Below are 14,198 nucleotides of genomic sequence, written 5' to 3'. Positions count from 1 at the left end.
CATGCCGGCCGGCCCGGTGCCCACCCGGCCGGCCACGCCATTTGGCCCAGTATTCGGCGCCGGTGACAGACCGTCAACATCGAGATTCCGTCGTCCGCGCGGCCCCCGCCCGAAAGTAGCCGGTTTCGGAAGCCACCCTGTGGGGACGTCAACACTGGACACGAGCCGCGGAGGATGGCCCATGGCAGAGCTCGAGGAAGCGGGTGCCGAGCAGGGCGAGGCCACCCTGGAGTCCGTCGTGCTGGACCTCACCGACGTGCCGCTGGACGATCTCGCCGCACTGCCGCCCTCCGTGCTCGGGGAGACCCTGCGCCGGCTGCGCACCGGGCGCACGGCGGGCGATCCCTTCGTCACCGGGTTCAGCGAGAGCCAGTGACCGGCACCGCGTGGCGACGCCACCGTCGAGCGCGAAACCGCCTGATCAGGGGCAACCCGCCCTATAATGACCGTCCCTGACCTGTCGTGCCCCACCGTCCAGCACCTTCCGTCCGAAGCGGAGTGGCCATGCCCGACACCCACGCAGCCGACCGCTCGGGACGGTTCGCCCTCTTCTGCTCCACCGCGGAGAACCTCGGCGTCAGCACGACCGTTCGCAACGTCGCGGACCTGCTGGCCGCGAGCAACCGCAGCGTGCTCATCGTGGACGGCCGCGCCACCGGCGCGCCGGCGGGAGCGCCGGTGCCCGAGCCGGTGCCCGGCCGGATCGCCTCCGTGGCCCGCCCGGACGCGGCGTCCCTCCTCGCCCTCGCCTCGGACCCGGACGCCCTGCGCCACGACCACGTCCTCGTCGAGGCCCCGCTGCCCGACGCGCCCGGCGCACCCCCCGAGGGCAGACTCGGCTCCCTGGCCGACTCGCTGGTCCTCTGCTTCGCCATGACGGCCTGGTCCATCGATGGCTCCGCCGCCCTCGCCGAGCAGCTCAGCGGCGGCCGCGCCGACCGGCCCGTACGGCTGCTGGCCCTCGGCCTGAAGAGCAATGTCGAGTCGCACGACCGGCTGCGCGGCGCCCGCGAACGGGTCCGCGGCAAGTTCGGCCCCCTCTCGCGCACCTCCCGCACCTCCGAGGTCGCCTTCCTGGAGATCCCGTACCACCCGCTCTACCTGGACACCCGGCAACTCGCCGTCGAGAGCGAGCCCGAGGGCTCGGTGACCGGGCTGCGCCCCTACTACGAACGGCTCGCCGACTGGCTCCGCAACCGGCGGCCGGTGCCGCTCGGCCGGGTCACCCTCGTCCACTCCCAGCGCCACGCCCCCTGGGCCGCCTGGCTGGAGGACCAGTTCCGGCGCGGCGGCATCCGTACCGAACTGCGCGCCCAGGACGCCTACTCCGGCGACCGGCCGGCCCCCGGCACGGCGCTGCTCTTCCTCTCCCCGGCGGACATGGACCACGCGGCGCTGGCCCAGCTCGCCGCGCTGTCCCACCCCGACGTCCGCATCGTCCTGGCCGACGAGCCCTTCCCGGACGCGGGCGCCGCCCACCACGAGCGCATCGACCTGCGCGGCACCGACGAGGACGAGGCCGTGCGGCGGCTGTACGCCGGACTCGGCCTCGGCGCCCCGCCCCCGGCGGACGGCCCGCCCGGCGCGAGGTTCCCGCGGCTGCCCGCCGTCACCAACGTGGCCCCCCGCTACAGCGGCTTCGTCGGCAGGGACGACGTCCTCGGCGGACTCCTGGAGGAACTGCACACGGCCGGCCGGGACCACACCCCGCTGGTCGTGCACGCCGCGAGCGGCTGGGGCAAGAGCGAGACCGTACGGGAGCTGTGCCACCGCTTCGGCTCCGCCTACGACGTGGTGTGGTGGGTGCGCTCCTGGGAGATCCCCCGCGCCCGGCGCGGCCTGAACCGGCTCGCCGGCCGGCTGGACCTGGTCACGACGGGAGACGGCGCTTCCCCTGCGCTGTTCGACCACCTCTCCCGCGCCGACACGCAGAGCTGGCTGCTCGTCTACGACGGTGCCGAATCCCCCGACGGGCTGCGGGAGCTGCTGCCCACCCCCCATGCACGCGGGCACGTCCTCATCACCAGCCGCACCGCCCCCGCCGCGGGGGACATGGCGGCCTTCGCCCTGCCGCCCATGTCGCCCGCCGAATGCCGGGGCGTCCTCGGCGAACGGCTCGCGGAGATCGATGAGGAGCAGGCCCAGCGGGTCGGCCAGGTCCTGGGTTTCGTCCCGCTCGCTGTGCGCATCGCCGCCCTCTGCCTCGCCGAGCGCGCCGCGGCACACCGGCGCGACGACAGCATGGGCGACCAGACGGCGGCCCGCGCCGCCGTCGCACACCTCCTCGCCGAGTACCGCACGGCCCAGGAGGCCCTGCTCGAACGGAACGAGGGCGCGGCCCCGCCCGTGGCGGTCATGGTGCGCGTCGCCCGGCAGACCGTGCTGCACACCCCGGGCGCCCTCGCCTGGCGCGCCGAGAGCCGCACCAGCGACGCCCTCGGCTGGCTGCTGAACGCGGCCTCGCTGCTCACCGGCCGGGGCATGGGACTCGAACTGCTGAGGTCGAGACGCATCCTCGCGGAACTGTCCCGGGACGACACCCGCGACTTCGGCACCCGCCGCCCCCCGACCGAGACCCGGCTGCCCGACGAGCACATGGTGAGCGTCGCCCTGTGGGCGCTGTCCCGGGTCGGGCTCATGGAGGTCGACTTCGACCGGCCCGACCAGCCCCTCGGGCAGCACCACGCCGTACGGGACGCCGTCCGCGACGCCATGGCACCGGACGAGCGCGCCCGCATCGAGGAGGTGCTGCGCGGCACCCTCGCCGAGTTCAACCCGGACGAGAACCGCGGTCTGTCCGCCGACTGGGCACGCGAGGTGTACTCGCTGCGTCTGTGGGAGGACGACCGCCCCCCTGTCCGGCGTTCCATGCTGCGCCATCTCAACGCCCTGAGCCAGCGCGGCGAGACCGCCGACCTGGCCCGGCTGCTCGACATCTCCGAGCGCGCGCGGGAGGCCTGGAGCCCGCGGGACGACGACCCGTCACCGGAGTATCTGCGCCTGCTCAACCTCACCGCCCGCGCCCACCGCCTCGACGGCGCCTACGAACAGGCCCGCCAGCTCTCCGAACAGGCACTGCGCGGCCACCGCAGACTGCTCGGCCCCCTGCACCCGAGGACACTGCTGTCCGCCGACTCCTACGGCGCCGTGCTGCGCTCCCTCGGCAGGTTCTCCGACGCGCTCTTCCAGGCCCGGCCGGTGCTGGAGGGCCTGACGCTGCTGCTCGGACCGCAGCACCGCGCGACCGTGCAGGCCGAGCACAACCTGGCGTTCACGGAGGCGCTGAGCGGGCGGGCCCCCGACTCGCTGGCCCGGCTCCTCGCCCGGTTCCGCTACCGCCAGGCCGTCGGCGGCGAGGACGACCCGGCCGTCTGGCGGTCCGCCGACCTGCTCGCCTGGGTCTACCGCGCACTGGGCCGCGACGCGGAGTCCCAGGACCTGCTGCGGCAGTGGCTGCACCGGCACGGCGACGTCGCGACCGGCACCCGGCTGAGCATCGAACTCGGCCTGGCCGTCAGCGAACGGCGCATCACCTACAACTCCGCACGCTCGCACGAGAGGGTCTACGGCTACGAGAAGGCCCTGGAGCGCGACCGGCGGGTGCTCGCCGAAGCCACCGGCCGGTTCGGCGCCGATCACCTGGACACCCTGCGCTGCCGCTTCAGCCTCGCGGCCGACCTGCACGCGCTCGGCAAGCACGACGAGGCCGAACACGAGGCCCGCCAGTGCGGCCGCGCCCTGGAGAGCACACTCGGCGCCTGGCACCCCTACGCCGGACTGTCCAGGGTCCGGCACGCGGTGTACCTGCGGTCCGCCGGCGCCGCCGAGGAGGCCGAGGCCACCGGCAGGGCCGCCCTGAACCTCCTGGCGGACCGGCTCGGCGACAGCCACCCCTGGGTCTCCGCCGCGGAGAACTCCCTCGCGGCCACCCTGGCCGCGGCCGGGCGCGTGGACGAGGCGGCCGGACTCGCCGAGCGTGCCCTGCGCCGTTTGCGGGACCTGGACATGGGGCATCGGCCCGATGGCCGGCGGGTGGGCGCGCACCACGCCTGGCTCACCTCCCGCGCCGCCGCCCGCACGGCACCGGCCAGGGACTTCGACATCGATCTTGAACTGCCCGGCATCTAGGGCCGGACACCGGCCCCGGCGCCCGGACGGTTCCTCGACGGAAAGGTGAGCGTACGTGGCAGCAGCCCCGCACCCGGAGACCGAGCTCTTCACCGAGTCCCACTGGTTCCCGGAGGGCCACGGCCGAATAACAGAGCTGTGCCAAGGGGCCTTCGCCGGCGTCCCCGCTCTCAGGTCGGTGTCCCACTACAGCAACGGAATCATCGACTTCGTCCTCCGCAGAAGCGACAGCGCCCCGCTGTCCAGCCTGGTCACCGTGGGCGGCGAGGACATCGCCAACGAGGCCCTGCCCGGCAGCCGGCTCCTGCTGTGCACCCAGGACCTGAACGCGCTGATGCGGCCCCTGGGGACCGGTGAGCTGATGCGCGTCGTGGTCGCCAACGCACGCGGCGGCCTGTGGGGCGGTCGCGTCAAGCCGGGGGAGTATCTGGCCGCGCTCACCGACACGCCCGGCGGGATGTCCGCCGCCGACGCGGCCATGAACGCCCTCGTCTCCGCCATCCGGACCCGGGTGCACCACCTGCCCGACGAACTGCCCGGTGGCCTGACGGACCCTCCGGTCCCGCTGCCGGAGCACAAGGAGAAGCTGCGCATCGACTTCGGGACGGCGGCGGCCGAGCACGAGAACCTGTCCGAAATGCGGCTGCGGGCCCTGTGGGGCGGTCACGTCAACACCATCGACCTGCACTACGCGGCCTTCTACCGGGACTGGAAACTCGTCTGCGCGGGCGATGTCTTCGAGAACGCCGAGCTCGGCCCGCGCTTCCTCGAGACCAGCGTGCGCTCACGCCGCACCGGGTACCGCGACCTCGCCCAGGGCCTGCGCGGGCATCTCGCCCGGCTGACCGACGCGCTGCGGCTGGTGGTGCAGCCGCCCGCCGACCGCCTGGTCCTGGATGTCCAGGAGGGTGCCGTGTACGTGACCTGGCTGTCGCCGCGGGACTACGTCCTCGGGGTGACACTGGACCAGCGTCAGGTCGCCCACGCGGAGAGCCGGCTGCACCAGCTGGCGGGCGCGCTGCGCGAGGTCACGGAGCCCGGACCGCACTGACCAGCCCGCCCCAGACCTCGTCGGCGAGCGCCTCCACCGCGCGCGCCGCTGTCGGCCGATGGGCCGGTCCTGAACCGCCGAGGGACTGCACGGGCAGCACCTCGACCGCCGTCTCGTACTCCCGGCAGACCCGGCGCAGCCCCGCCCACTGCTCCTCGGACGCGCCCGGCGAGGCGGCACGGAACCAGGCGTCGGCGCCCGTGCGGAACCTCTCCGTCAGCTGCCGGACCAGGGTGGCGCAGCCCAGCGCCGTCAGATCGGCCCGCCCCGCCCGCAGCGGCGGGCTCCCCTCCGTACCACCGCCGGACGAACGGCCGGCCAGCCGTTCCACGGCCGAGTCGAGGAGCGAGAACACCTCCTCGAACCGGCCCTCGACGGGCTCCGGCAGTGCCGTGCGCGCCGGGCCGGGCGCCGCCGCGACCAGATCCCGCCGGGCCAGATCGCTCACCGTCCGGCGCAGCCGCCCCAGTTGGGAACTGTGCTCGCCCAGCGCACCGCGCAACTCGTTGGTCAGCTCCGCGAGATCGGCCTCCTGACGGAGATCCGTGAGCCGGGCGCGCAGCCGGTCCAGGGCCTCGTTCACGGACCGCTCGAAGTCACCCGGGCGGTACAGCAGGGGCTGTGAGCCGAGCGAGCGCGCCAGCCGGTCCCGCATCGTCCGCGACACATGGCCGTTGACCACCAGCAGCACCTCGGCCCGGGCCGGTTCGAGTGCGCGGCGCAGCGCCCGGACGCGCGCGGTGATGCGTTCCTGGTCGTCCGCGACCAGCACCGACGAGGTGACCACGATCGCGATGTAGGCGTTCTCGAAGGGCTCCAGCCAGTACGCCACCAGCAGCGGCCCGTCGGCGGCGGGCCCCCGCGCCGGGACCGGGTCGACCGAGGCGATGCGCCACTGCCCCAGGGCCAGCGCGTCATGGATCGTGGAGAGCACCTGGTCCTCGGAGACGTTGTCGTGCAGATCGCGCACGGCCCGCAGCACGGTCGCGGCGGTCACCTCCCGGACCGCTCCGCCGCCGTCCTCGCTCAGCTGCCAGGCGTGATGGCAGGTCTTGAGGATCTCCCGGGGCACCCCGCCGGTGAGCTCCTGAAGGATCGCCACCGACTCGGAACCGAAGGGCGCGGGCCACCGCTCGACCGCGCCCTCGGCGGAGCCCGGACGGGCGCCCGAACCGACGTACTCGGCGACGAGATCCGCCGTCAGTTCCGCCGTGAACCGGTTCGGCCACAGCTGCACCACCCGCTCGTGCAGGCTCGGGCGGAACGCGTTGAGCCCGCTCGGCGAGGTGCAGAACACCAGCAGCCCGCCCCGGCTCACATACACGTTGACGAGGCGCTCGAAGGCGTCGACGAACGTACGCCGGGAGTCCTCCGGCCAGTCCAGCACCTTCTCCAGCGAGTCGATCAGCAGGACGTACGGCTTGCCGACCCGGCCGTGCAGGAAGCCCTGGACGGCCAGCGCGTCGAAGACCGGGTCGATGCCCGTGACGGCGTCCCTGATGCCGCGTTCCCTCAGCTGCGGGGCGGGCTCGTCACCGGTCAGCCACGCCCAGACCATCGAGGTGAACCGGGGGTCCTGCAGCAGGGCGAACGCGGTGGCGAACCTCCTGTGCTCCGTGACCTCGCCGAGGGTGACCCGCAGATCGGCGTGCATCACCTCGGGGTCGTAGCGCAGGGCGGAGACCACCTTGTCGGGGTCCAGGACGCGGTCGCGCAGCCCGGTGGCGATGTCGTCCAGGGCGATGTCACCGAGCGGGATGTCGTCCGGCCGGCCCGGCCGTGTCTCGGAGCTCTGCTCGCCGACCCGGGCCGCCGTCACATAGGCGTAGTAGTCGCGGACGAGCTCCTCGAACGCGGCCTTGCCCTCCGGGGTGTCGGCGGGGCCGCGCAGCCGGTCGCGGTACATACGGCCGAAGTCCTGCACCGGTTCGTCGACGATCCACATGGCCGGGCCGTCCGGACGGGCGAGCCCGTTGCAGACCTCGCGGGCCGCGTGGCTCTTGCCCAGGCCGAACTCTCCCACCACGGCGATCGCCCGGCCGCGCCGGCCGCCCCGGGGCCGGTCCCGGAGGTAGTCGCGCACCAGTTCCTCGAGGTCCCCGAGGAACTGGGTGGAGACATGGGCGTTGCCCGAGTCGGCGGCCTCGACCGGTGCCTCACCCAGGTCTGCCGACGGGCCGAGCCGCACGACCGGCACCAGGGGGAAGGGGTTGCTGTACCAGGTGTCTGCGCTGCTTGCGGCCACGATGGCACTCCTTGCGGGTCCGGAGAGGCGCGGTCGGGGTGGCGGCGGGCATCAGCCGCCGGGGCGGGGCAGGATCGGCTCACGGAGCAGGGCGTCACGGCGGGCCCGCCGGTTCTCCCAGTGGGGTCTGAGCGCGTCGGCGTCGATCGGCCAGGGGTGCGGTGCGCTGCGCAGGGCGTTCGCCGCCGAGTGGAAGACCTTCCGCAGTTCGCGTACGTCGGAGGGTTTCCATTCGTCGTATGCCGCCATCAGGGAACTCCTGTCGGGCTCGACCAGGCCGTGCGGTCCGCCACCGGCGGTGCGGGCGCTGTGACTGAACCTCCAGATGTCCTCGGAGTCCAGCTCGCGCAGCGCGAGATGGGTGACCGCCGCCGATCCGCCGATGGCGGCGGCCACTTCCCGCGTCGTCTCCGCCGCGCCGTGGCTCACTTCGACGAAAAGTACGATCCTGGGGTGCGCGGGGCTCAGACAGGTGCGCAGAAACGCCGCCCGGAGCTGGGCGTCGTTCCACCGGATGTGCGGGATCACGACGAAGAGCAGCGCGTTGTGCTGGATGAGCAGGTCGCTCATCTCGCTGTAGGCCTGGAACGGGTCCTCCTCCGCGATGATCGCCTGCACCCGGGACTCGGAGAACTGGTGCAGCAGCAGCTTCTTGGCGATCTCGCGGCGTATGCGGGCGTTGATCAGCCGGGTCGGCGCGAACGACCGGCCGTCGGGGTCGACACTGATCCGGCGGCCGTCGTTGTCGAGCCCCGCGGTCGGGGCGAACAGCACGAGCGGGTTCCCGGCCGCCGGCGCCGCCGCCGTCACACGCCGGCGCGCCTCGTGGATGCACCGGTGGATGAGCGACGTCTTGCCCATGCCGGGCGGTCCGCTGACGACCACCACCCGGCCGTGCCCCGAGCTCGAGTCGAGGAGTTCGCCGAGGTCGGGCCAGTGCTCCTCGAAGCGGTCCAGTTCGTCACGGGAGTGGTCGACGTCGACCCACTGGTGCATGTGGTCCGGCTGCTTCCACGGCACCAGGGGGTGGTCGGCGCTGAGCGTGGCGGAACCGTTCGCGCGGTTGTCACGGCCGTCGCCGTTGCCCGCGCCGTTCGATCCGTACGGTTTGCGCACTCCGTAGGGGTTCGCCCAGTCGGAGTTGGTCATCCGTGTTGCCCTCCGGCGCTTGTGGGACGGCCGCTGTGTCGTGATCCGCGCAGCCACCGGACAGGTGCGGGGCGCAGCAGATCCCCCACCTCCCGCGTCTGCCGGTCCAGGGTGGTGCGCACGGCGTCCGCCTCGGTCTTTCTGTCGTGCGGTTGCAGGAGTTGCCCGTCCCGGCTGCGCGGCAGTCTGTCCGCAAGGGGCAGGGAGTCGGCCAGCGCCCGGGCCGCCGCCCGGCGTGCGGACGGGCCGGGCACCAGGGCGAGGAGGCCGGTGAGCGTCGCCCTCGCCCGCGCCGCCTCGGCGTGGTCCGTCTCGGCCACCTGCTCGTACTCCGCGAGATACAGCCATGCGATCCTCCGGAATTCCAGCACGGCCGCCGTGAGTTGCCGGCTGTGCGTGCGCCGCTCCGCCGAGATCCGTTCCGTCTTCTGTCCGAGTACGGTGAGCACGGCGCCGGTCGCCAGCAGGAGCGCTCCGTCGGCGAACCCGCCCGGCCCACCGCCGCCCTGGTCCGCGGGCGCCCCCGGCGGCTCGCCCGCTGCGGCCATGACCGCGTCGCAGACCCGTGCGAAGTCGCCCGGGCGCTCGGCGGCCCAGTCGTCGAGCGACATCACACCGCCCTTGCGGCCGGGCACCCGTACGGCGTCCGCACCGCCGACCGGCCCCGGAGCCCGCCGCACCACACCGAGCCGCAGAGCCGCGTCCCCCAGCTCGCCCCGGTGCTCGTCGGCGAGGCAGTACACCAGCCGGACATCGCTCCTGCCCGTGTCGGCGGCGGCCTGTCCGGCGGTCATGGTGAGGAGCGGCAGCGTGCCGAGCAGCAGGACGGGCGTCCAGCGCGGTCCCGTGCGGGGACGCCCGGCACGGCTCCCTCTGCGCTCACCCATCCGGCCTCCCCGTTCCCCTGGCGGCGACCCGTCCGGGCCGCCGCACATCATTCGGCTACGCGGAGGACCGCAGTCCGTCGGCCGCCGTCGGTGCCTCGCCCGCCCCGCCGTCGTCGGCCGCCGGATGCCGGGGGAGACGCCGCTGCCCGCCCGCGGGTTGCCGGTTCCCGCCGGAACGGCGGCGCGACCAGCAGCCGAACGCGATCTGTGCCCCGTAGTGCAGCAGGTTGACGGTCACCACGGCCGGGGCGACGATGCCGACCGTCTTCGGGAAGTCCCGTTCGAGGGTGAGGGCGAGCAGCACGGCCGTGAGACCGTTCTGCTGGCCGATCCCCAGCAGGACCCGGTCCCTCCGGGACAGTCCGCGCACGAAGAGGGGCATCAGCAGCACGGCCACCACCGCCTGTGCGCCGAACGCCGAGAGGCCGAGCACCACCCCCGGGCCCGGCGACACCCCCTGGGCGGCGAACAGGCCCAGCAGGGTGGTCGCGAGCAGGAAGGCGCTCGTGACCGCCCGTGCGAGCGGACGGGCGAACGCCCGCGTGCGGAGGAACAGTCCGGCCACCGCCACGGCGAGCATCAGCATGTTCGCCGCGGCGAGCACGATCATGGAGACGACCAGCAGGGCGCCGAGCGGCGTCACGGGACGCCGGGGGCGCTCGAGATCCCCGGGCTCCGGAGACTCGGCGGACGCCGCGGACCCTTTGCGTGCCCGTCGTGCCGGCCACAGCCTGCCGCCCGCCCACCACAGCAGCAGGGCACCGGCCAGGAGCAGCGCGTTGAACGCCAGTCCGAGGGCGTAGCCGCGGGCTCCGCCGCCCACCACCGACGGCGTGCCCGGGTGCCCCGCGGCCGTGTAGGCGTACCCGGCGACGTACAGCGTCAGCAGGACCGTCATCGGATCGTCGAAGGAGGCCCACGCCGTGAGCAGCGACCGGGCGCGCTGCGACATGTGCCCGTCCCTGCCGAGGGCGGCCACCGACAGCGGGTCGATCTGCGCGACGACGATGCCGAGGATCAGATACTCCGGGCGGTCGAAGGCCCAGACCATGACGCCCGAGACGATCGCCGCCTTGAGGACGACTCCCAGCGTGACCGCCGCCACCACACCGCGCAGATCACGGCGCAGATCGGCGAGGTCGATGCCGTACGTGCTGCCGTACAGGCCCACGGCCAGCAGCAGTCCGGTGGCGAAGACGTACCCGGTGGTGCCGACCAGGCGCGACGGGTCCGCCGCCAGACCGATCAGAATGCCCAGAACCAGAGCGCCCAGCGCCCGGAGCAGCACGGCCGGAACCGCCGCCGGCGCCTTACGCCGCCGGGCACGGTCGCGTCGGGACGTCTCCACCCGCTCCCCCCATCCCCCGGTGTTACGCCGCGAGCGTAGTCGGGCCGCCGGCACCTCGTGGGCCTTCCGGTACGGACGTGCAGCCGCGAGAGCAATCAAGCGTAGGCATCCATACTCGGACGGCGTAACGCCATTGCCAGCCGTTCCCTTGCACGATGCCCCATGTCGGCCGCCGGTGAACGCTCTTCACCCCTGGGGCGGAGCCACGGCGCCGGCGCCGGTGCGCCCCGCGTCCGCCCCGCCGCCCTCGGCGAGGCCCTCGACGGCACCGCGTCCGTCGGCCGTGCGCCCCCGCCCCGGCCGTGAACCAGGACATGGCGTGGTCGAGGACGTCACCCACCCCCATGGGCGACGTCCTCGACCGCTCCCCCGGTGCCGGACTGTGGCTCAGGTGTCCGCGCGGCGCGCCTGTGCTGTCACCAGCACATCACCGCCGTCTCGCCGGAACCCCAGGCGGAGTACAGGCGTACGCGGACGTGGTAGCGGCGGCCCTTGACGAGCCGGGCGCTGATCGTGGCGTTCTGCGCGGTCCCTCCGTCGTCCTGCCCGGCGAGGTAGCGGGGCTCCCCGTCCCGCTCCTCGAAGACCACGACGACGGCATCGCTGTCGCCGAAGGTGCCGAGCGTGTAGGTGCGGGTCTCCGGCGGGTCGACGACGAAGCCGGCCTGCTCGCCCGGGCCGAGGCCGAGCGGTGCCGAACGGAACGGCACCAGTTCGGACGGTCCCTCAGGATCCGCCGGCGGATACCAGCGGAGCACGAACTCCTTGTCGGCGGCGGACAGCGTGCCGGGCGGGTTCAGACCGGCGCGGTACTGCTCCGGCTCCAGGACCAGCCCCGACGCGAACGGAAACTCCATGATCGACTGCGGGTCCCAGACGGAGCCGTTGACCTCGTCCGGGTCGAGCTTGCGCAGAACGTTGTAGTGCGTCCTCTCCCTGCTCCAGTGGTGGGGCGGGCCCGCCAGTTCGGCGTACACCGCCTCGTCGTCCCAGTGGATGCCGGCGAACGGGCTCTGGTGCTCGTGCAGCATGCCGAGCGCGTGCCCGATCTCGTGCAGGGCCGTCCCGCGCTCCCCGGGCGCGGTCAGGTCCCAGCCGAAGTTCATGGTGCGCTCGTGCCGGCCCGCCAGGAGCGCGTCACGGCCCACGGCCGACCAGGAGCCGTCACCGAGCTGGAACCCGATGCGCAGTTCGGCCTCCGAGCGGTCGTCGACCTCGGCGAAGGAGATCCCGGCGCCGAGGTCCTGCCACTCCTGGAAGCATGCGCGCACCACGTCCCGCTGCTCCTCGGCGCCGGCCCACGACACGCGTCGCGTCATCCCCGTCCCCGGCACGGGGATGACGGACGCGTCGCTGTCGCCGTCGAAGAACCAGTAGTGCAGAACAGTGCCGTTGACCCACATCCGCCGCCCGCTCACGAGCGCGCTCAGCCGCTCGGCCGCCAGCCCCGGTGCGAAGGCGGGCGCCGGCGCCTGAGCCAGCGAGCAGTAGCGTGCGGTCATGGCCACAGCCTGCCCCGCGGGCCGTCCCGGGCGCCTGAGTCGGGGGCTACTCAAGTCGCCCTGTATCAGAAGTGAGTAGCCGCGCTCATATCTGTGTGACGACTTACGAGCGGGACGCGACGCCCCTGGAGCTGCCCTGGCCGTTCGCCGGGCGGGAGGACGAACTGGAGCTGGTCCGCAGGTCCCTGACCGGCGGACGCCGCGGCATCGCGGTGACGGGCCCGGCGGGCTGCGGCAAGACCCGCCTGGTCACCGAGGCGGTCCGCGGCACCGACTGCGCCCGGGCGGCCGGTACGCCCGAGAGCCGCGCCCTTCCCTTCGCCGCGTTCGCCCATCTGCTGCCCGAGACGGTCACCCTGCACCGCGCGGTCCAGCTCCTGGCCGGCGTCCGTACGCTGGTCGTGGACGACGCGCACCTCCTCGACGACGCCTCCGCCGCCCTGGTCCACCAACTCGCCGTGCACGGCCGCACCCGTCTGCTGGTCGTCGCCACGGACGGTACCCGGGTACCCGGCGCGATCTCCCGGCTGTGGACCGGGGAGCTCCTGCCGCGTCTCACCCTGGAGCCGCCGGCCCAGGAGGAGATCGCGCAGCTCCTCACGGCCGGCGCCGGCCCCCTCGACCCGCTCACCGCCGGCCGGCTGCACCGGCTGAGCCAGGGCGATCTGCGGCTGCTGCGCGACCTGCTGGGCGCGGTGCGGGGGCGGCTCACCCAGGTCCCGGGCACCGGGGAACGCGCGTGGCGGGGCCCGGTGCCGCTGACCACGGCCGTGCGTGAGCGCACCGCCCCCGTCCTCGGCCGCACCTGCCCTCGCGAACGCGAGACCCTGGACCGCCTCGCCTTCGCCGAACCCCTGCCGCTGCGTCCGGACGACGCGGACATCGGGGCCCTCGAAGTCCTGGAGTCCGACGGCCTGATCCGCGTCGACGACGCGGGCACCGTCCGCCTCGCGCACCCCCTGCACGGCCCGGTGCTCAGGGCCGCGGCCGGCCGGCTGCGGGCGCGCCGGCTGGCCCGGACACCGGACGTGTGCGCCGCCGCCCTCGACGCCGAGTCGGCCGCACTCGCGCACCGGATCGACCGGGACGACGTACGGCCGTTGGCCACGCCGGTGGGGGAGTGGCTGGTCGCCGAGGGCGGCCCGCTGCCGTGCGGGTACGCCGCCGTACGCGCCCGGTTCGCCCGGCTGCGCGGGGAGTCGCGGGAGGCGGCGGCCTGGGCGAGGGAGGGGCTGCGCGGCGCACCCTCGGACGCGTCGTGCCAGGACGAACTCGACCGTGCCTCCGCCCTGTCGGGCGAACCTCCGGTCGACATCGGGGGCGACCTCGACACCGTCCTCGCAAACCTCGCCGACCCCTACGACGCCGTCCGCCTCGGCGCCCCCGAGAAGGTCATCGACCGGCTCACCGGTGTGTTCGCCCGGCACGCCGACGCGCTCACCCGCGCCGACGGCCCGGCCCTGGACGAGGTCGCCGAGGAACTGGAGCGGCGCGGCTTCACGCTGTTCGCCGCCGAGGCGCACGCCCAGGCCGTGGGGACACACCGCGATCCGCGTGCCGCCCGGCACTCCCGCACCCGGGCCGTGGCCCTGGCCCGGCGCTGCCAGGGCGCCCGCACGCCGGCCCTGTCCGGGCTGGTCCTCGGCGAACTCACCGCCCGGCAGCGGCAGATCGTCACCCTCGCGGCGGCGGGCCTGAGCAACCGGCAGATCGCCGAGCGGCTCACCCTGTCGATCCGCACCGTCGGCAATCACCTGTACAGCGCCTACACACGGCTCGGCGCGAGCGACCGCGGCGCCCTGCCGTGGCTGACCGAGGAGCCGGAGGCCCAGCCGGCCTGAGCCGCACCCCGAGACCGGCGGCCTGACCCGCACAGGGGACGGGTCAG

9 protein-coding genes are annotated in these 14,198 nt (G+C 74.0%); 4 read left to right on the top strand and 5 right to left on the bottom strand.

The annotated features are described in order from the left end of the window. Positions 1-181 precede the first annotated feature (181 nt). The 3 genes from fxsA (at position 182) to ACFT32_RS05625 (ending at position 5,179) form a co-directional block, all read left to right on the top strand. The gene (gene fxsA / locus ACFT32_RS05635; protein WP_311128909.1) at positions 182-376 is read left to right on the top strand and encodes an FxSxx-COOH cyclophane-containing RiPP peptide; all 195 of its coding nucleotides are present in this window, start codon (positions 182-184) and stop codon (positions 374-376) included. A gap of 128 nt (positions 377-504) precedes the next feature. Then, positions 505-4,128, top strand: coding sequence for an FxSxx-COOH system tetratricopeptide repeat protein (fxsT, locus tag ACFT32_RS05630; RefSeq protein WP_382486150.1), 3,624 nt, complete (start codon positions 505-507; stop codon positions 4,126-4,128). A gap of 178 nt (positions 4,129-4,306) precedes the next feature. Next, positions 4,307-5,179, top strand: a complete 873-nt coding sequence (locus tag ACFT32_RS05625; RefSeq protein ID WP_382486148.1) for a hypothetical protein — start codon at positions 4,307-4,309, stop codon at positions 5,177-5,179. On the opposite strand, the gene ACFT32_RS05620 is transcribed toward ACFT32_RS05625, so the two are convergent. The 5 genes from ACFT32_RS05620 to ACFT32_RS05600 form a co-directional block, all read right to left on the bottom strand. After that, positions 5,157-7,424: a hypothetical protein gene (locus ACFT32_RS05620; protein ID WP_382486146.1), complete on the bottom strand. Its 2,268-nt coding sequence runs from the start codon at positions 7,422-7,424 to the stop codon at positions 5,157-5,159. The genes ACFT32_RS05625 and ACFT32_RS05620 overlap by 23 nt on opposite strands. Positions 7,425-7,475: 51 nt before the next feature. Next, positions 7,476-8,573 (bottom strand): ATP-binding protein, encoded by a 1,098-nt coding sequence (locus ACFT32_RS05615; protein WP_382486144.1) that lies wholly within the window; start codon positions 8,571-8,573, stop codon positions 7,476-7,478. After that, the gene (locus tag ACFT32_RS05610) at positions 8,570-9,460 is read right to left on the bottom strand and encodes a hypothetical protein (RefSeq protein ID WP_382486142.1); all 891 of its coding nucleotides are present in this window, start codon (positions 9,458-9,460) and stop codon (positions 8,570-8,572) included. Before ACFT32_RS05610 ends, ACFT32_RS05615 begins: the two co-directional genes overlap by 4 nt. 55 nt (positions 9,461-9,515) lie before the next feature. Further along, the gene (locus tag ACFT32_RS05605) at positions 9,516-10,808 is read right to left on the bottom strand and encodes a hypothetical protein (RefSeq protein ID WP_382486140.1); all 1,293 of its coding nucleotides are present in this window, start codon (positions 10,806-10,808) and stop codon (positions 9,516-9,518) included. 416 nt (positions 10,809-11,224) lie between these two features. Beyond that, complete coding sequence (locus ACFT32_RS05600; RefSeq protein ID WP_382486139.1) at positions 11,225-12,310, bottom strand: M12 family metallopeptidase; 1,086 nt, start codon at positions 12,308-12,310, stop codon at positions 11,225-11,227. Between the two features lie 95 nt (positions 12,311-12,405). On the opposite strand from ACFT32_RS05600, the gene ACFT32_RS05595 reads away from it, so the two are divergent. Further along, on the top strand, positions 12,406-14,151 hold the full coding sequence (locus tag ACFT32_RS05595) for a LuxR C-terminal-related transcriptional regulator (RefSeq protein WP_382486137.1): 1,746 nt from the start codon (positions 12,406-12,408) through the stop codon (positions 14,149-14,151). Positions 14,152-14,198 lie beyond the last annotated feature (47 nt).

Source organism: Streptomyces sp. NPDC057002 (assembly GCF_042673825.1).
Taxonomy (GTDB): Bacteria; Actinomycetota; Actinomycetes; order Streptomycetales; family Streptomycetaceae; genus Streptomyces.
The sequence above is the reverse complement of the archived record's forward strand: the minus strand, read 5'-3'. Positions and strand labels throughout refer to the sequence as shown.